The sequence below is a fragment of the Bradyrhizobium monzae genome, from assembly GCF_021458635.1.
In the GTDB taxonomy this organism is placed as follows: Bacteria; Pseudomonadota; Alphaproteobacteria; order Rhizobiales; family Xanthobacteraceae; genus Bradyrhizobium.
In genome coordinates, this window is sequence record NZ_JAIRDQ010000004.1 from 135025 (window position 1) to 150983 (window position 15959).

Here is a 15959-nt window from a genome sequence, read left to right on the forward strand (position 1 = left end):
CTAGACAAGGCGGCCATTCCCACCAGGAGATCCCGTAAATGAGCATTCAGCGTTTTGAAACTGGCCCGCGCATGAGCCAGGTCGTGGTGCACGGCAACACCGTCTATCTCGCCGGCGTCGTCGCCAACAATGCGGCCGGCGAAAGCGTGACCAAGCAGACCCAGGACATCCTGAAGACCATCGACGGCCATCTCGCCAAGGCGGGCACCGACAAGTCGAAGCTGCTGTCGGCCACGATCTACATCACCGACATGAAGACGTTCCAGGAAATGAACGCCGTGTGGGACGGCTGGGTGTCGCCCGGCAACACCCCGGCCCGCGCCACCGTCGAAGCCAAGCTGGCCGCGCCGCAATACACCGTCGAGATCATGGTGACCGCGGCGAAGTAAATCGCACCGACCCACATGCGGCAGGAGCGCGATGAGACCATCATCGCGCTCCTTTTTTTCGGACGCATGATCTCCGAGGTAATCGATCCTCGCGCGCGAACCTTCGATAGTCAGGTCAGCCGAGCCACACGGCGCCATCGAAGGAGAGTCTCATGACCGACCACGTCACCATCGCCCGCCGCTACATCGATCTCTGGAACGAGCGCGCACAAAATCGCCGCCGCGAACTGCTCAGCGAGAACTGGACGGCGGACGCGAGCTATGTCGATCCGCTGATGAAGGGGGACGGCCGGGATGGCATCGATGCCCTGATCGCCGGCGTGCAGCAGCGCTTTCCGGACTTCAAGTTCACGTTGATCGGCGAGCCCAACGGTTATGGCGACCATGTCCGCTTCAGCTGGGGCCTTGGACCTGAAGGTGTCGACAGCCCGATCAAGGGGACTGATTTCGCCGTGCTGAAGGACGGGCGGATCAAGAGCATCACCGGATTTCTGGATCAGGTGCCCGCGGGCGCGTAAGGGCGTACCGCCTCCTCAATCGCAGCCGTCGTTCCGGCGTTCGCCGGGACGACATCTGTGGTTGGGCGCGAATGTGCGCCCATCACATCATCCCACTGCCAACCGATACGCCCGCTTCGCATTCACCCCAAACACTTTCTCGCGCGTGCTCGCTCCAAGCTTCGCCAGGCACGCTTCGAGCGCGTTCTTGATCTCGCCGTAGCTGCCCGCCAGCAGGCACACCGGCCAGTCCGAGCCGAAGATCAGGCGGTCCTCGCCGAAGCACTTCGCAACATGCGCAACGAACGGAAACAGCCGCTCGGCGTCCCAATCGGTCCATTTCGCTTCCGTCGCGAGACCCGAGACCTTGCACCAGACGTTGTCGCAGGCGGCAAGTGATGCGATGCGGTCGGACCATTCGGCGCTGCCGCCATCGGCGATCGGCGGCTTTGCGGCGTGGTCGAGCACGAAGCGAGCCTGCGGAAAGGCTTTTGCGGTCGCTATCGCGGCGGGGAGCTCGCGGGTGCGGACGAGGAAGTCATAGGCGAGGTCGCGGGCGAACACGGCTGCCAGTCCGCGCTGGACATCCGCGCGCAACAGCCAGTCGGGATCGGCCTCGTCGTGGACCTGGTGGCGGATGCCGACCAGCCTTGCGCCACCCGGCAAGCCGCGCAGGCGATCAAGCGTGTCGCCGAGCGCGGCATCGGTCAGATCGGCCCAGCCGACCACACCGATGACGGAGGGCGTGGCATGCGCGACGCGCAAGAATTCCTCGGTCTCCTCCAGCGACGAGCGGCATTGCACCACGATGCTTGCGTCGATGCCGTTCGCTCTCAAGAGCGGCGCGAGATCGGCGGGGCCGAAGGCGCGGCGGATCGGTTCGAGCTCAGATGCCTCCATCCAGGGATAGTCGGCGCGCGCGGGATCCCAGAAATGCTGATGAGCGTCGATGGCCATGTCTCACGCCCCGCCCGGCAGCGGCGCCCGCGCGTCAACGAGGTTTTTCGCGCGCAGCTCCTGCCAGAAGGCTTGCGGCACCGCGCGTTCCGACATCGCGATGTTGTCGGCGACCTCCGCGGCATTGCGGGCGCCCATCACGGCGACTGTCACGGCCGGATGGGCCATGCAGAACTGGAGCGCTGCGGCCTTCAGCTCGGTGCCGTGTTTGCGGCAGAGCGCGTCGAGCGCGAGCGCACGCGCAACAAGCGCCGCATCAGCGTCCTCATAGTTGAACTTCGCGCCCGCATGCGGATTGGCGAGGATACCGCTGTTGTAGATGCCACCGAGCAAGATGCGGATGTTCTTCGCGACGCAAACCGGAAACAGCGCGTCCAGCGCGCCCTGGTCGAGCAGCGTGTAGCGGCCGGCGAGCAGGAAGCAGTCGACCGGCACGGCTTCGGCGAAACGCGTGAGCATCTCGGACTGGTTCATGCCGGAACCGATCGCCTTCACGGTGCCGTCATCGCGCAGACGCACCAGCGCGCGGAAGGCGCCGCTGACGGCATCTTCATAGTGATCGTCAGGATCATGTACGAGCAGAACATCGACGCGATCGAGCCCGAGACGGACGAGGCTCTCTTCGACCGAGCGCATCACACCGTCATAGCTGAAATCGAATTGCGGCCGCAATGCAGGCGCGTCCTTGTAATGATCATCCTCGATCGTTGCGTCACCAGGCGCGCGCAGCAGGCGACCGACCTTGGTCGAGATCGCATAGGACTCGCGCGGCTGTTGCCGCAAGAAAGCACCCAGTCGTTGTTCCGCAAGGCCAAAACCATAGAGCGGCGCGGTGTCGAAGAAGCGGATGCCGGCCGACCAGCCGGCCGCGAGCGTCGCTTCCGCATCGGCATCGCTGACCGCCGAAAACAGGCCGCCGAGTGGCGCCGAGCCGAGGCCGATTGCAGTGACGTCGAGATCGTTACCTAGCCGCGCGCGCTTCATTGCAATTCCTTTCGGGTATAGACTCTTCCACGTCGTCATGGCCGGGCTTGTCCCGGCCATCCACGACCTTTGCCGCGGCTCGAAGAACGTGGATGCCCGGGACAAGCCCGGGCATGACGAGTTTGCAACCGGGGCACGCTGAACAAGCACAATCCGCGAAAACAGCACTCCCTCCCCGGCAAGCGGGAGAGGGAGTGTAGCGCAGGAACGTTGGGCTGGTAACGTTCCTACTTCAACAGTTGAGCGACGTTGTCCTTCGTCACGAGATCGAGGCCGGTATAGACGATCTCCGGCACCTTCCCGCCCTTCTTGATGGCGAGCAGCGTGTCCATCGCCTTCTCGCCCATTTCGAACGGGCGCTGGCCGGTGAGCGCGTTGGAGTAACCGTCGCGCAGCAGCTCAAGCTGCATCTTGAGCGTGTCGGCGACAACGAGAGTCAGCTTGCCGGAGTCGATGTCCTTCTTGTTCTTGTTGACGAAAGCCTTGAAGCCTTCGGGAGCAAACATCGGCCAGCCGCCGACCGGCACGATAGCGGCAAGATCCGGCGTCGCGGTGCGCAGATCCGTCATCTGCTGCACCGCGAGCGCGGAATCGTCATTGCAGAAGGTCGGCGAGCCCTGGACCTCGACCCATTTCGAGCCCTTGAGCGCTTCGCGGACACCATCGACACGTTCGGCAAGGTTCTTCGCACCCGGGCCACCGGAAACCATGGCATATTTGCCGCCGTCCGGCCGGAGCTGGAGCAACTGCTTGCCGAGCGCAAGGCCGAAGTCCTTGTTGTTGGTGCCGATATAGGCAAGCCGCTTGGAACCCGGCGCATCCGCGTCAAACGTGATGACGGGGATGCCGGCTGCAGCCGCCGCGTCGATCGACTTGGTCATCGCCGCGACGTCGGCAACCGAGATTGCCAAGCCATCCACCTTCTGGGTGATGAAGTCCTGGATGATCTGCGCCTGCGTGGCCGGTTCGTGCTCGATCGGCCCCTTGTAGATGCACTCGACATTGCCGAGTTCCTTGGCTCGCTTCATGCAACCGTCACGCGCCACGTCGAAGAACGGATTGTTCATCGCCTTGGGCACGACGGCGAACTTGTAGGTCTGGGCAAATGCCGGGGTTGCCATCATTGCGATGGTCACGCCGGCCAACAGAAGCTTCTTCATTTCTTCCCTCCACACTTTGTTGCCTATCCATTTGTGATGTGATGCCCCGGCAGGCGGATAGACGATCTTTCGTTGTCCTTCCGGGGAAACTGGTTAAGTCATGCGCGAGCGGATGCGGTCGACCAGCACGGCAAGGATGATGATCACGCCGACCAGCGTCTGCTGCCAGTAGGAGTTGACCTGCGCGAGCACGAGGCCGTTGCGGATCACTTCGAGCAGCACGCAGCCGACGATGGCACCCAACGGGCCACCGAGGCCGCCGGCGAGATTGGCGCCGCCGATAACCGCCGCCGCAATGACGTTGAGCTCGTAGGAGGTCGCCATGTTGGCGGGCGCGGATCCCAGCCAGCCAGAGATGATGATGCCCTGCAGGCCGGTGGCGAGCGCGCAGATCACGTAGACCTCGATCTTCACGCGCACGACCGGGATGCCGGTCAGCTCCGCCGCCTTCTCGTTGCCGCCGAGCGCGAAGACGTGGCGGCCGAAACTGGTGTGATGCAGCACAATCGCCATCACGGCGGCGAGTATCATCAGGTAGATGAAGGGTGCGGGCACGCCGAACACGTCGCCCGAAGTCAGCGCGTAGAAATAATCGGCATCGGGCCCACCTGGAAAGCTGCCACGACCGTTCGAGACGACATAGGCCAGTCCACGCACGATCGAGAGCATGCCGAGCGTGGTGACGAAGGGCGACAGCCCGAGCACCGCAATGCAGAAACCGTTGACGAGCCCGACGATCAACGCGGCGCACAGCCCCGCGAGCACCGAGATCACGAGAATCAGTCCGGGCACATTGGCGACGACCGTCTTGCCATCGGCGGCCAAATGGACGAACGCCGATCCCGGCGCCGACAGCTCGACCATGACCATGGAGGTAATCATCGCAGAAAAACACATCATCGAGCCGACGGAGAGATCAATGCCGCCGGTGATGATGACGAAAGTGATTCCGAGCGTAGCAATGGCGATGAACGAAAAGTTCTTCGCCACGTTCTGCATGTTGCCCTCCGTGAAGAAATACGGGCTGGCAAAATGCATCACGAGCATCAGCACCAGGAGTGCCGCCAGCACGTAGCCGGTCTGCGAAGCAAAGATGCCGCGCCGCCACCATTTGGTCTTGCCGACGTTCGAGAACGTGACCGGGGATTCCAAGGGCATGGCCATCACGCCGCCTCCTTCGCGCCGGTAATGAGGGCGGTGACTTCCTCTGGCGACGTCTCGTGGATCGGCTTGTCGGCCCGTTTCTCGCCCCGGCGCATGACGATGACGCGGTCGCACACCGCGAACACGTCGGGCATGCGGTGCGAGATCAGCATCACGGCGACGCCCTGCTCTTTCAGGCGGTGGATCAGGCTCAAGACCTGCTCGACCTGGCGCACGGAGATCGCCGCCGTCGGCTCGTCCATCATCACGAGTTTTGCGTTTGACAGCCGCGTCCGCGCGATCGCCACCGCCTGGCGCTGGCCGCCCGACATCTGCTTGACGAGATCGTCGGGACGCGTCTCCGAACGCAGCTCGCCGAACAGATCCAGCGCACGCGATGCCATGGCCTTGTGGTCGAGCAAAGCGATCGGTCCGAATTTGCGCTTCAGCTCGCGGCCGAGAAACACGTTGGCGGCGGCGGTCAGATTGTCGGCGAGCGCAAGGTCCTGATAGACGACCTCGATCCCGACCGCGCGTGCGTCGATGGGCCGGTTGAAATGGACCGCGTTGCCGCCGAAGCGGATTTCGCCATGGCTGGGTCGGAAATTGCCGGCGATGATCTTGACCAGCGTCGACTTGCCGGCGCCGTTGTCGCCCATCAGGCCAACCACTTCGCCAGGCCGCACATGCATATCGACATCATGCAGCGCGCGGATGGCGCCGAACTCCTTGCCGATGCCGGTAAGTTCGAGGACCGGTGTTGTGTCAGCACTTGCCATCAGCGACCTCAGACGTAACGGTTGACGAGAGATTCCAGATATTCCTGCCGTCCCGAGCGCGGCTGCGGGTCGAAGCCGGGGCCCAGCGCGCGGTCGGAGAGATCGGCGAGCGAACGCTGGCCGCCGAGAATGGCACGGCCCTCGGCCCCTGCCCATCCATTGTAGCGGTCGGCGAGCGGCGCCGTGAGGGCGCCGGCGTCGAGCATGTCGGCAGCACCGAGGAAGGCCCGCGCGCAGGCGTCCATCGAGCCGACATGAGCATGGATGAGATCGTCGGGATCGATCGACTGGCGGCGGATCTTGGCGTCGAAATTGAGCCCGCCCGAGGTGAAGCCGCCGCGGTTCAGGATCTCGTGGAACACCAGTGCCAGCTCGCCCACATTCATCGCGAACTGGTCGGTATCCCAGCCGAGCAGATCGTCGCCGCGGTTGATGTCGAGCGAGCCGAACACGCCGAGCGCTTCGGCGAGCGCGACCTCGTGATGGAAGGAATGGCCGGCAAGGATGGCGTGGTTCTGCTCGATGTTGAGCTTGACGTCCTTGAGCAGGTCGTAGCGCGCGAGGAAGCCGTAACAGGTGGCGACGTCGAAATCATATTGATGTTTGGTCGGCTCCTTCGGCTTCGGCTCGATCAGGATCGGGCCCTTGAAGCCGATCTTGTGCTTGTGCTCGACCACGAGCGAGACGAAGCGGCCGAGCTGGTCGAGCTCGCGCTTGAGATCGGTGTTGAGCAGCGTCTCGTAGCCCTCGCGGCCGCCCCACAGCACATAGTTCTGGCCGCCGAGCCGATGCGTCACCTCCAGCGCGGCGCGGACCTGGCCGGCGGCATAGGTGAAGATCTCGGGGTCCGGATTGGTCGCGGCACCCGCCATGTAGCGGCGGTGCGTGAACAGGTTCGCGGTGCCCCACAGCAGGCGGACTTTTGCCGAAGCCATCTTTGTCTCGAAGATATCCGCGATCGCGTTGAGATTGGCGACCGATTCGGCGAGCGAGGCGCCTTCAGGCGCCGCATCGACGTCGTGGAAGGTGAAGAAGGGCACGTCCAGCAGGCGGAACAGCTCGAAAGCGACATCGGCCTTGGCGCGCGCCATCGCCATCGGGTCGGAGCCGTGGTGCCAGGGCCGCAGAAAGGTCTCGCCGCCGAACGGATCGGCGCCTGGCCAGCAGAACGAATGCCAATAGCAGACAGCGAAGCGCAAATGATCTTCCAGCCTGCGGCCATGAACCATGCGGTCCTTGTCGTACCAGCGGAAGGCGGGCGCATTTCCCGCCTCCTTGCCGGCGAAGGCCACAGGCGTGCTTGCATCGAAGAATTTGGCTGACGCGTTCACTTAAAGACTCTCCTTCAGAGCGGGGTAAAGCTCGCGCCAGCGGCGATAGGCCTCGTCATAGGCGGACGCTGCGGAGGCGCGGGGCACGAAACTGGCGAGCCGTCGGGGGCGGGTGCAGATTTGCGCGGGATCGTCGCCGGTGGCGGCAAGCCGGCCGAGCCGCGCGGCGCCGAGCGCGGCACCGACCTCGCCCTCCTCGACGCGGTGCACGGCAATGCCGAGCACGTCGGCGCAAATCTGCGCCCACAGCGGCGAGCGCGAGCCGCCGCCGACGAGATCGACTTCAGTGATCGCTCCGCCTGCCGCGCTCAGCGCCGCCAGATTATCGCGTGCGGCGAAGGCGACGCCTTCGAGCACGGCCTGGACGATCTGGCCGCGGCCGGTCGCGGCGCGCAAGCCGACGAAGGCGCCGCTCGCGGCGGCATCGTTGTGCGGCGTACGCTCGCCGTCGAGATAGGGCAGGAATTTGACCGGGCTCGGCCCGTCGACACGCTCGCCCAGCGGCGCGAGCAGCGCTGCGGCGGGCGTCTCCATGACGCCCGAAAGCCAGGCGAGCGAGGCGGCCGCCGACAGCATCACGCCCATCTGGTGCCAGAGACCCGGCAGGGCGTGGCAGAACGCATGCACCGCCGCGGCCGGCGCCGGCGCAAAGCGATCGGTGACACGGAACACAACGCCCGAGGTTCCCAATGAAAGAAACGCATCGCCGGGCGCGATCGCGCCGAGCCCGATCGCGCTCGCGGCGTTGTCACCAGCGCCGCCGGCGACCACGACGTCCTTCGCCATGCCCCAGCGCTGCGCGAATTCGCCCGCCAGCACTGCGCTCACTGCGCTGCCCTCGACAAGGCGCGGCATGTGATGCAGCTCGAGCCCGGTGGCATGCAGCAGCAGGGGAGACCAGCGGCGCAAGCCGACATCGAGCCACAGCGTGCCGGCCGCGTCCGACATGTCCTCGACCATCTCACCGGTGAGGCGGTAGCGGACATAGGCCTTCGGGAGCAGCACCTTTGCCACGCGATCGAAAACATCAGGCTCATGCCGCGAGACCCAGAGCAGCTTTGGCGCGGTGAACCCGGGCATCGCGAGATTCCCCGCGATTCCGTGCAACGATGGGCAGCGCCGCTCCAGCACGGCGCATTCGGCATGCGACCTACCGTCGTTCCAGAGGATCGCCGGGCGCAACGGACGGCCATCGTCGCCGAGCAAGGTCGCGCCATGCATCTGGCCTGACAGTCCGATGCCGCGCACGCCAGCAACGTCACGCGGATGAGCGGCCGCGAGATCGTCGACCGCGCCGATGGCGGCCTCGACCCAGGCATCCGGGTCCTGCTCAGACCACAGCGGCTGCGGATGCGACAGCGCAAGCTCGCGCGCGGCCGTCGCGACAACCGCGCCAACCTCGTTCACAAGCACCGCCTTCACACCGGACGTGCCGATGTCTATTCCGAGATACAAAGTCTTCCCTCCCTCTTCGTGACCTGTTCGGAAAACAGCTGCACACTTTTCCGGATCACTGCCGCGGTACACGATCTGGCGTCGCGCTTTCCGCAATCACTCGCTTCAAAACACAGAGCACCGCGGCCTTGCGGCTACGGCAGATTGTCCCGCATCAGGATGTCGATGCGGATATTCTCCTGTTCACTCAAGATCGGCTCGTTACGCGCAAGCGACAACAGCACGCGCACGGCGGCGCGCGCCTCGTGCCCGGGGTTCTGCGAGATCGCGACATCCAGCGTGCCCTGCAGCAACAGTCTTCGCGTCATGGCGGTCAGATCGTGGGCGATGAAGACGACCTGCTTCTCGCGGCCGGCCTCGGTCAGGGCCTTGGCCACGCCTTGCGTACCGGCGCCGACATTGTAGAGGCCGATGATGTCAGGATGCTTGCCGAGCAGCCGCGACAGCAACTGCTCGGAGCGGTCATCCTCGTCCCGCCCCTCCAGCAGAGGCAGGATGTCGAGGTGCGAAAATTCCGACGCCATCACCTGGTTGAAGCCAAAAATGCGCTCGGCATGGTCGCGCAGGCCCTGCGAACCCGCGATGATGGCGACCTTGCCGGGCTTTTCGCCGACCAGCCGCCCGACCAGCGCGCCGGCGGTGCGGCCGGCCGCGATGTTGTCGATGCCGACATAATGGTGGCGGCGCGACGACGGCACATCCGAGACCAGCGTTACCACCTTGGTGCCGGCATCGACGAGATCGTTGATCGCAGCGCGCACGCCGGGATGATCCAGCGCCACCACGGCAACGCCGTCGTAATCGCCCGACAGCGTCTCGAGCGACGCGGCGAGCACGGACGGGTCGAACACATCCGTATTGATCAGCTCGACGTTGAGACGGCGGGCCGAAAGCCAGGCCGACATTTCGCCGAGATAGGCCTCGATCTGCTGCATGAACGGGTTCGCCCCCGTCGGCATGACGAAGGCAAACCGGCGGGCGCGGCCGCGGGCCAGCTCGGCGGCGGCCACATGCGGCTGGAAGGCATTGCGCGCGATCGTCTCCTGGACGCGCCGGACCGTATCCGGCCGCACGCCCGGGCGCTTGTGCAGGACGCGATCGACCGTAGCCAGGCTGACACCGGCCTCGCGGGCGATGTCCTTCAGCGTCAGCGCGGCGGAGACGGTCTCTTCGGCCATGCCTGAAGGCTAGCAGAGGCGTTTTGAGGTACGCAACTCATTTTGAGGGGCGAGGCGATTTTTTCGAGTCCCGGTTGCGCCCGGCCTCAGCGGCCCCTCAGGTCGAGTGTCAGAAACAGACTGTTGGGGTCCTCGACATAGCCCTCGAAAGGGCCGCAAGGCACGAAGCCGTCCTGATAGAGCGCGTGCGCCGGCTTGAAATAGTCCCACGAGCCGGTCTCGAGGCTCAGGCGCTCGATGTCGCGCTTGCGCGCCTCGGCGATGATGTGGCGGAGCATCAGGCCACCAAAGCCGCGACGGCGCGTGGTCTGGAGCGTGTGCATCGACTTCACCTCGCCATGGGCGGCGGAAAGCGTCTTCAGCGCGCCGGTCGCAACCAGCGTCTCGCTGTCCCAGCCGGTCCAGAACGCGACGTCGCTGGCGCGAAGACCTGCGAGATCGAGCGCATGCGCACTGCCCGGCGCAGTCTGCGCCCGCGCCGCCGCGACGTGATGGTCGAGCAGCGCGACCACGCGCGGATCGAAGGTGTCGCCGGCGCGAATCTGCATGGTCATGGCCTTGCGTCGCTCGCAAGCTCCTTCTGCATGAACACGAGATCGAGCCAGCGGCCGAACTTGCAGCCGACCTCCGGCATGCGGGCGACCTCGATGAAGCCGAGCGAGACGTGCAAACCGATCGAGCCGGCATTGGCAGCGTCGATACCCGCAATCATGGCATGCTTGTTGAGCGTCGTAGCGCGCTCGATCAGCGCGGCAACCAGGCTGCGGCCGATGCCTGCGCGATGATGCCGCTCGTCGACATAGACCGAATTCTCCACGGTGTGGCGATAGCCGGGAAAGGGACGGAAATCGCCGAACGAGGCGAAGCCGACGACGTCCCTGCCCTTCATCGCGACCAGCACGGGATAGCCGGCCTGCTGCCGCGCGCGGATCCAGTCGCGCCGCGAGCCGAGATCGGCCGGCCCGTCGGTCCAGACCGCCGTGGTGTTGATCGCCGCGAAATTGTAGATGGCGAGAATATCCTCGGCATCTTCCAGCGTGGCGTCCCGTACGATCAGCGACATCACATTTTGCCATATGACGTGCCGCGCCGCGTAATGATGACGTAGCGCGCATCCTGCTTGGTTTCGTTCTCGAAGGTCACCGAGCGCATCACGTCGAAGTCGAGGCAGTCGCCGTCACGCAGCCGCACCGCCTTGGCGTCGATATGGACGCAGACCGCCCCCTCCAGCATCAGGAGTTGCTGGGTGAAGGCGTTGCGGCCCCAGGGGCTGTAGGCCACGCGCGCGCCGGCCGGCAAATCGACGACAATGATCTCGATGCCGCTCGCCGCATCGGCCGGCGAGGCATGACGCCGCCGGTAGCCGCTGTCGGGATCGCGCCATTGCGGCTGGTCGGCCAGCCGCGTCAGCCGCTCCGGCGGCTTCTCCGAGAGCGCGACGACGTCGCTCAGCGAGACATCGAGCGCCGCACAGAGCTTGTTGAGCAGCGCAGCGGTGGCACTGCTTTGCGCCCGTTCCACCCGCCCGATCATGGCCCGGCTGACACCGGAGCGCGTTGCGAGTTCGTTCAAGGTCATGCCGGCCTGCGTCCTCAGAATCTTCAATCGGCGACCAATCGCCCTGTCGAGTTTTTGCTGGTCCATGGTCTCTGATCCGAACATCGCCCGGCGCATGGACCGCATCCGCCGGACGAGAGGAGATTAAGCCGGAGGAGCGGCGCGTGCCGGGACCGAGGGGCTAATATATTGGAATCTTTGCGCGGCGGGCAGCACGGTTTAGGATGCATCCAATGGCAATGCACCGGGAGGCGATGACATGAGCGGACCGACGCAGCGGATCATCAAGGCCAATGGCGTCAACCTCAACGTCGCCGAACAGGGCGAGGGCCCGCTGGTGCTGTTCTGCCACGGCTTTCCCGAGGGCTGGTATTCCTGGCGCCATCAGCTCGAAGCGCTGGCCGCGGCCGGCTACCACGCCGTCGCGCCCGACATGCGCGGCTACGGCAAGAGCGACAAGCCCGAGGCGATCGACCAGTACACGATCTTGCACATGGTCGGCGATCTCGTCGGCGTGCTCGACGCCTACGCGGCAAAGGACGCCGTCATCGTCGGCCACGATTGGGGGGCGACAATTGCCTGGCACACCGCGCGTCTGCGGCCCGATCGGTTCCGCGCCGCCGCCATCCTCAGCGTGCCCTATCGCCCGCGAAGCCCGGTGCGGCCGACCAGCGTGATGCCGCAGACGGAGGACGCGCAGTTCTATCAGCTATACTTCCAGCAGCCGGGCGCGGCCGAAGCGGAGTTCGAGGCAGACCCGCGGAAAACGCTCGGCGCCATGCTGTTCGGCGGCTCCGGCGAAGGGGCAGCCGCGATCCGCGCCAATGCCGAGCGTCAGGGGCGGACCGTCGGGGTCGGCATGGTCTCGCGCAAGGACGGCATGTTGCCGAAGGTGCCGGTGCCGCTGCCATCATGGCTGAGCGCCGCCGATCTCGATTATTACGGCGGCGAATTCGCCCGCAGCGGTTTCCGCGGACCGCTCAACTACTACCGCAACATCGATCGCAACTGGGAGCTGATGGGAGCGTTCGAGGGCGTGAAGGTGGTCGTGCCCTCGCTCTACATCGCCGGCGACCACGACATGGTCGTCGCCTTCCCCGGCGCCGCCGAGCAGATCGCCAACATGAAGCAGTCTGTGCCGCAACTGCGCGACATCAAGATGCTGCCGGGCTGCGGACACTGGACGCAGCAGGAGCGGCCGGCCGAGGTGAACGCGGCGCTTTTGGAGTTTTTGCGGAGCCTGCCGAACTAAGGACGGCCGCTATCCCAGCTTGTCGATACGCTTTTGCTCTATGCGATGCAGGGATTTGGAGCGGGCGAAGGGAATCGAACCCTCGTATGCAGCTTGGGAAGCTGCCGTTCTACCATTGAACTACGCCCGCTTATGCGCGTGTCCTGCGCCCGTCCTGATTAGCCGAGACGGTGTCCGGCGCCAAGCGCTTTGGCGCGTCAGGCCGGACGGTTGTTAACGTCTCGGTAAGATTCCAGGTGCGCCGAATTGTGGCGGTGTTATGATCGCTGCAGGGGTTAAGAAACGTACAGCGTGTGGGGCGTGCGCATGGTGGGGCGTGCTTACGCGATATTCGACACGGCCATAGGCCGTTGCGGCATCGTCTGGAGCGATTCCGGAGTGGTCGCCGTGCAATTGCCGGAGGCGCGGGAGATCGACACCCGCCGCCGGATTTTCCAGGTCCATCCCGAGGCGCGCGAGCAGGCAGTGCCGCTCAACGCGGAGCTTGCGATCGAGGGCATCGTCACTTTGCTGCAGGGCAGCGATCCTGATTTTTCCGACGTCAGCCTCGACGCCGGCGACGTGCCGGCCTTCAACCGGCGGGTCTACGAATATGCCTGCACCATCCCGCGCGGGGAGACGCGCACCTATCACGAGATCGCCAAGGCGCTGGGCGCGTCCGGCGCCGGGCATTCGGTGGCGCAGGCGATTTCCAAAAATCCCTACATGATCATCGTGCCTTGCCACCGGGTTCTCGAAGCCGGCGGCTATGCCGACCGGATCTCGCCTTACGGCGGGGTGATTTCCAAGCGGCGGCTGCTGGCGCTCGAAGGCGCCCATCCGATCGCCAGCAAGACGCTGTTCGAGGTGCTGCTGCCCGTTGCCCCGCCGCGTTCACCTACCTAGATAGGTGCAATGGATGCGACCACGCTGCTGACGTCACAGGCAATGACGGTCTCCGAGTTTCGCTGCAACGCGGGACCGGGCGATCAACCGTTTGCCGAGTGCCGCACCGGTCATTCCATCGCCTATGTCCGCTCGGGAAGCTTCGGCTGCCATTGCCGCGCCGGCTTCTTCGAACTGGTGGCGGGCTCGCTGCTGGTCGGCGCGCCCGGCGACGAATACACCTGCACGCATGAGCATGTCTGCGGCGACGTCTGCCTGTCGTTCTTCTTCAGCGAGGATTTGGTCGAGACGATCGGCGGCCGGCGCGAGATGTGGCAGGTCGGCGCGACGCCCCCGCTGCCCGAACTGATGGTGCTGGGCGAGCTCGCCCAGACGGCGGCAGATGGCAACAGCGATCTGGGCCTTGACGAGGTCGGCCAGATTTTTGCGAGCCGCTTTGTCGACGTGGTCTCGGGCAAGCCGCGCAGGCAGGTGGCACCGACGGCGCGCGACCGCCGCCGCGCGGTCGAGGCCGCATTGTGGATCGACGACAATTCGCAGGCCGAGATCGATCTCGAGCAGGCCGCACGCCTGGCCGATCTGAGCCCGTTCCATTTCCTGCGGCTGTTTTCCAACGTGCTCGGCGTGACCCCGCATCAATATCTGGTGCGCTCGCGGCTGCGGCACGCGGCGCGCCTGCTCACCGACGACGCCATCGCGGTCACCGACATCGCCTATGACGTCGGCTTCGGCGACCTCTCCAACTTCGTTCGCACCTTCCATCGCGCCGCCGGCATGTCGCCGACGAAGTTCCGGCAGGCGTCAAAGGGGAAGCGCAAGATTCTCCAAGAGCAGTTTGCCCTCAACTGACTAGGGTCGTCTCCGGCGCGCGCCACGATGCGGCGCGCTTTGCAATGGAGATGACCATGTACGACCATATCGGACTGCGCGTTGCCGACCTTGACGCCGCCACGCGTTTCTACACCGCGGTGCTGGCGCCGCTCGGCTACGTCCTGTGCTCGAGCGGCGACGGCTATGCCGGCTTCGGGCCGAAGGGCGAGCCGGCGCTCTGGCTGCATCTGAACAAGGGCCGCAAGGCCGACGGCGCACATATCGCGTTTCGCGCCAAGGACCATGACGCGGTGAAGGCATTTCACAGCGAGGGCCTGAAAAGTGGCGGCCATGACAATGGCGGCGCCGGACCGCGCAAGGATTACAGCCCGACCTATTACGCGGCGTTTTTGATCGATCCCGATGGCAACAATGTCGAGGCGGTTTGTAGCTGAGTATTTGCCACTTGCTCCGTCATTGCGAGGAGCTCGCGACAAAATTGCGGAGCAATTTTGCGCTGATGCGACGAAGCAATCCAGACTGTCTCCGCAGAAACATCTCTGGATTGCTTCGCTGCGCTCGCAATGACGGCGTTCGTGGCGACAGCTCGCGAAATCAGAGACACTGCATTCAAGGACATACCATGGCCTCCATCCACAACGACGTCCCTCTCCCCGCTCCGGCCCACGACGTCTGGGACGCGGTGCGCGATTTCGGCGCGCTGCATCGGCGACTGGTGCCGGGCTTCGTCACTGCCTGCCAGCTCGACGGCGATGCGCGCATCGTCACCTTCGCCAACGGCTCGGTGGCGCGCGAGGTGCTGGTCGATTGCGACGACGCGCGGCAGCGGCTGGCCTACGCGATCGACAACGAGCGGCTGAAGCACTACAGCGCCTCGGTGCAGGTGATCGCCGAGGGCGACGCGAAATGCCGCCTGGTCTGGATCATCGACATGCTGCCGAATGAACTCGCGCCTTACGTTGAAGGCCAGACCAAGGAAGCCGTCAACGCCATGCTGAGGGCCTTTCCGTCAGCGGGCTGACATCTGCTCTGTGATTTTCCTCACAGAGCACTTGCCGTGTCCGCTCTAACCATAACGGCGATACGTCCGGTCGGCTCTGCTGTCGCGGCGGAGCGCCATAGGCGAGGAGCTGGTCATGAGAGGTGCCAACAAGCTGATCTGCGCAGCAGCCGCGGTGCTGCTGCTGTTTTCAATCACGAACACACCGGCGCGGGCGCAGTTCGCCGGCTTTGGTGGCGGCGGAGACGCCGGGGGTCAGGACATGATGACCCAGATGGCGCCAATGCTTGAGATGATGAAGGCCAAGATGGGCAAGCGCCGCTTCGCTGCATTGATGCAGACCATGGGCCCGATGATGGAAAATGGCGGCGGCGGATTAGGCGGCATGATGGGCGGCATGGGCGGCGGCGACATGATGAGCATGCTCGGCAGCCCCGCAGCCAGCCAGATGATGGCGATGCTCCCGCAAATGATGAGCATGGCGAATTTCGGCGGTGGTGGCCACCGACATCACAAGCATCACTAAAGCGCGATGAGATTTGGATGAATCGTCATCGCGCT

General features: G+C 64.9%; 19 protein-coding genes and 1 tRNA gene. 8 read left to right on the forward strand and 12 right to left on the reverse strand.

The features are described from left to right. Positions 1 to 38 precede the first annotated feature (38 nt). On the forward strand, positions 39 to 389 hold the full coding sequence (locus tag K3F49_RS17045) for a RidA family protein (protein ID WP_148774597.1): 351 nt from the start codon (positions 39 to 41) through the stop codon (positions 387 to 389). A 152-nt stretch (positions 390 to 541) separates the two neighbouring features. Next, a complete protein-coding gene (locus K3F49_RS17050; protein ID WP_234682114.1) occupies positions 542 to 907 on the forward strand; it encodes a nuclear transport factor 2 family protein in 366 nt (121 codons plus the stop codon). An 87-nt stretch (positions 908 to 994) separates the two neighbouring features. On the opposite strand, the gene K3F49_RS17055 is transcribed toward K3F49_RS17050, so the two are convergent. The 11 genes from K3F49_RS17055 to K3F49_RS17105 form a co-directional block, all read right to left on the reverse strand. Beyond that, entirely contained in the window at positions 995 to 1843 is an 849-nt protein-coding gene (locus K3F49_RS17055) for an amidohydrolase family protein (RefSeq protein WP_234682115.1), read from the reverse strand. A gap of 3 nt (positions 1844 to 1846) precedes the next feature. Next, positions 1847 to 2827 carry an aldo/keto reductase gene (locus tag K3F49_RS17060; protein ID WP_234682116.1) on the reverse strand — a complete coding sequence of 327 codons (981 nt, stop codon included), beginning with the start codon at positions 2825 to 2827 and terminating at the stop codon, positions 1847 to 1849. 227 nt (positions 2828 to 3054) lie between these two features. Further along, positions 3055 to 3987, reverse strand: a complete 933-nt coding sequence (locus K3F49_RS17065) for a sugar-binding protein (RefSeq protein WP_234682117.1) — start codon at positions 3985 to 3987, stop codon at positions 3055 to 3057. Positions 3988 to 4080: 93 nt separating this feature from the next. Further along, positions 4081 to 5151 (reverse strand): ABC transporter permease, encoded by a 1071-nt coding sequence (locus tag K3F49_RS17070; RefSeq protein ID WP_234682118.1) that lies wholly within the window; start codon positions 5149 to 5151, stop codon positions 4081 to 4083. Continuing rightward, entirely contained in the window at positions 5151 to 5909 is a 759-nt protein-coding gene (locus tag K3F49_RS17075; RefSeq protein WP_234682119.1) for an ATP-binding cassette domain-containing protein, read from the reverse strand. The genes K3F49_RS17070 and K3F49_RS17075 overlap by 1 nt, the downstream gene beginning before the upstream one ends. Positions 5910 to 5917: 8 nt before the next feature. Continuing rightward, positions 5918 to 7240, reverse strand: a complete 1323-nt coding sequence (xylA, locus tag K3F49_RS17080; protein ID WP_234682120.1) for a xylose isomerase — start codon at positions 7238 to 7240, stop codon at positions 5918 to 5920. Next, on the reverse strand, positions 7241 to 8695 hold the full coding sequence (gene xylB / locus K3F49_RS17085; protein WP_234682121.1) for a xylulokinase: 1455 nt from the start codon (positions 8693 to 8695) through the stop codon (positions 7241 to 7243). Between the two features lie 134 nt (positions 8696 to 8829). Then, on the reverse strand, positions 8830 to 9873 hold the full coding sequence (locus K3F49_RS17090; protein WP_234682122.1) for a LacI family DNA-binding transcriptional regulator: 1044 nt from the start codon (positions 9871 to 9873) through the stop codon (positions 8830 to 8832). Positions 9874 to 9959: 86 nt separating this feature from the next. Next, a complete protein-coding gene (locus K3F49_RS17095; protein ID WP_234682514.1) occupies positions 9960 to 10421 on the reverse strand; it encodes a GNAT family N-acetyltransferase in 462 nt (153 codons plus the stop codon). A gap of 2 nt (positions 10422 to 10423) precedes the next feature. Continuing rightward, positions 10424 to 10936 (reverse strand): GNAT family N-acetyltransferase, encoded by a 513-nt coding sequence (locus tag K3F49_RS17100; RefSeq protein WP_234682123.1) that lies wholly within the window; start codon positions 10934 to 10936, stop codon positions 10424 to 10426. Next, complete coding sequence (locus K3F49_RS17105; protein ID WP_234682124.1) at positions 10936 to 11517, reverse strand: helix-turn-helix domain-containing protein; 582 nt, start codon at positions 11515 to 11517, stop codon at positions 10936 to 10938. The genes K3F49_RS17100 and K3F49_RS17105 overlap by 1 nt, the downstream gene beginning before the upstream one ends. 172 nt (positions 11518 to 11689) lie before the next feature. Here K3F49_RS17105 and K3F49_RS17110 point away from each other — a divergent pair, with 172 nt between their 5' ends. Then, positions 11690 to 12682 carry an alpha/beta fold hydrolase gene (locus K3F49_RS17110; protein ID WP_234682125.1) on the forward strand — a complete coding sequence of 331 codons (993 nt, stop codon included), beginning with the start codon at positions 11690 to 11692 and terminating at the stop codon, positions 12680 to 12682. Between the two features lie 56 nt (positions 12683 to 12738). Here K3F49_RS17110 and K3F49_RS17115 read toward each other — a convergent pair. After that, positions 12739 to 12812, reverse strand: a tRNA-Gly gene (locus tag K3F49_RS17115). 176 nt (positions 12813 to 12988) lie between these two features. Here K3F49_RS17115 and K3F49_RS17120 point away from each other — a divergent pair. The 5 genes from K3F49_RS17120 to K3F49_RS17140 all read left to right on the forward strand — a co-directional run bounded on the left by K3F49_RS17120 (position 12989) and on the right by K3F49_RS17140 (position 15924). Continuing rightward, entirely contained in the window at positions 12989 to 13567 is a 579-nt protein-coding gene (locus K3F49_RS17120) for a methylated-DNA--[protein]-cysteine S-methyltransferase (protein WP_234682126.1), read from the forward strand. Positions 13568 to 13576: 9 nt separating this feature from the next. After that, positions 13577 to 14416 (forward strand): helix-turn-helix transcriptional regulator, encoded by an 840-nt coding sequence (locus K3F49_RS17125; protein WP_234682127.1) that lies wholly within the window; start codon positions 13577 to 13579, stop codon positions 14414 to 14416. 56 nt (positions 14417 to 14472) lie between these two features. After that, positions 14473 to 14832, forward strand: a complete 360-nt coding sequence (locus tag K3F49_RS17130; protein WP_234682128.1) for a VOC family protein — start codon at positions 14473 to 14475, stop codon at positions 14830 to 14832. A gap of 188 nt (positions 14833 to 15020) precedes the next feature. Beyond that, positions 15021 to 15419: an SRPBCC family protein gene (locus K3F49_RS17135; protein ID WP_234682129.1), complete on the forward strand. Its 399-nt coding sequence runs from the start codon at positions 15021 to 15023 to the stop codon at positions 15417 to 15419. A gap of 115 nt (positions 15420 to 15534) precedes the next feature. Further along, positions 15535 to 15924: a hypothetical protein gene (locus K3F49_RS17140; protein WP_234682130.1), complete on the forward strand. Its 390-nt coding sequence runs from the start codon at positions 15535 to 15537 to the stop codon at positions 15922 to 15924. Positions 15925 to 15959: the final 35 nt, after the last annotated feature.

Bases quoted from the DNA above. Each gene is read 5' to 3' on its own strand.
- K3F49_RS17045 (WP_148774597.1), top strand. From the start codon at position 39: ATGAGCATTCAGCGTTTTGAAACTGGCCCGCGCATGAGCCAGGTCGTG.
- K3F49_RS17050 (WP_234682114.1), top strand. From the start codon at position 542: ATGACCGACCACGTCACCATCGCCCGCCGCTACATCGATCTCTGGAAC.
- K3F49_RS17055 (WP_234682115.1), bottom strand. From the start codon at position 1,843: ATGGCCATCGACGCTCATCAGCATTTCTGGGATCCCGCGCGCGCCGAC.
- K3F49_RS17060 (WP_234682116.1), bottom strand. From the start codon at position 2,827: ATGAAGCGCGCGCGGCTAGGTAACGATCTCGACGTCACTGCAATCGGC.
- K3F49_RS17065 (WP_234682117.1), bottom strand. From the start codon at position 3,987: ATGAAGAAGCTTCTGTTGGCCGGCGTGACCATCGCAATGATGGCAACC.
- K3F49_RS17070 (WP_234682118.1), bottom strand. From the start codon at position 5,151: ATGGCCATGCCCTTGGAATCCCCGGTCACGTTCTCGAACGTCGGCAAG.
- K3F49_RS17075 (WP_234682119.1), bottom strand. From the start codon at position 5,909: ATGGCAAGTGCTGACACAACACCGGTCCTCGAACTTACCGGCATCGGC.
- K3F49_RS17090 (WP_234682122.1), bottom strand. From the start codon at position 9,873: ATGGCCGAAGAGACCGTCTCCGCCGCGCTGACGCTGAAGGACATCGCC.
- K3F49_RS17095 (WP_234682514.1), bottom strand. From the start codon at position 10,421: ATGCAGATTCGCGCCGGCGACACCTTCGATCCGCGCGTGGTCGCGCTG.
- K3F49_RS17100 (WP_234682123.1), bottom strand. From the start codon at position 10,936: ATGTCGCTGATCGTACGGGACGCCACGCTGGAAGATGCCGAGGATATT.
- K3F49_RS17105 (WP_234682124.1), bottom strand. From the start codon at position 11,517: ATGGACCAGCAAAAACTCGACAGGGCGATTGGTCGCCGATTGAAGATT.
- K3F49_RS17110 (WP_234682125.1), top strand. From the start codon at position 11,690: ATGAGCGGACCGACGCAGCGGATCATCAAGGCCAATGGCGTCAACCTC.
- K3F49_RS17120 (WP_234682126.1), top strand. From the start codon at position 12,989: ATGGTGGGGCGTGCTTACGCGATATTCGACACGGCCATAGGCCGTTGC.
- K3F49_RS17125 (WP_234682127.1), top strand. From the start codon at position 13,577: ATGGATGCGACCACGCTGCTGACGTCACAGGCAATGACGGTCTCCGAG.
- K3F49_RS17130 (WP_234682128.1), top strand. From the start codon at position 14,473: ATGTACGACCATATCGGACTGCGCGTTGCCGACCTTGACGCCGCCACG.
- K3F49_RS17135 (WP_234682129.1), top strand. From the start codon at position 15,021: ATGGCCTCCATCCACAACGACGTCCCTCTCCCCGCTCCGGCCCACGAC.
- K3F49_RS17140 (WP_234682130.1), top strand. From the start codon at position 15,535: ATGAGAGGTGCCAACAAGCTGATCTGCGCAGCAGCCGCGGTGCTGCTG.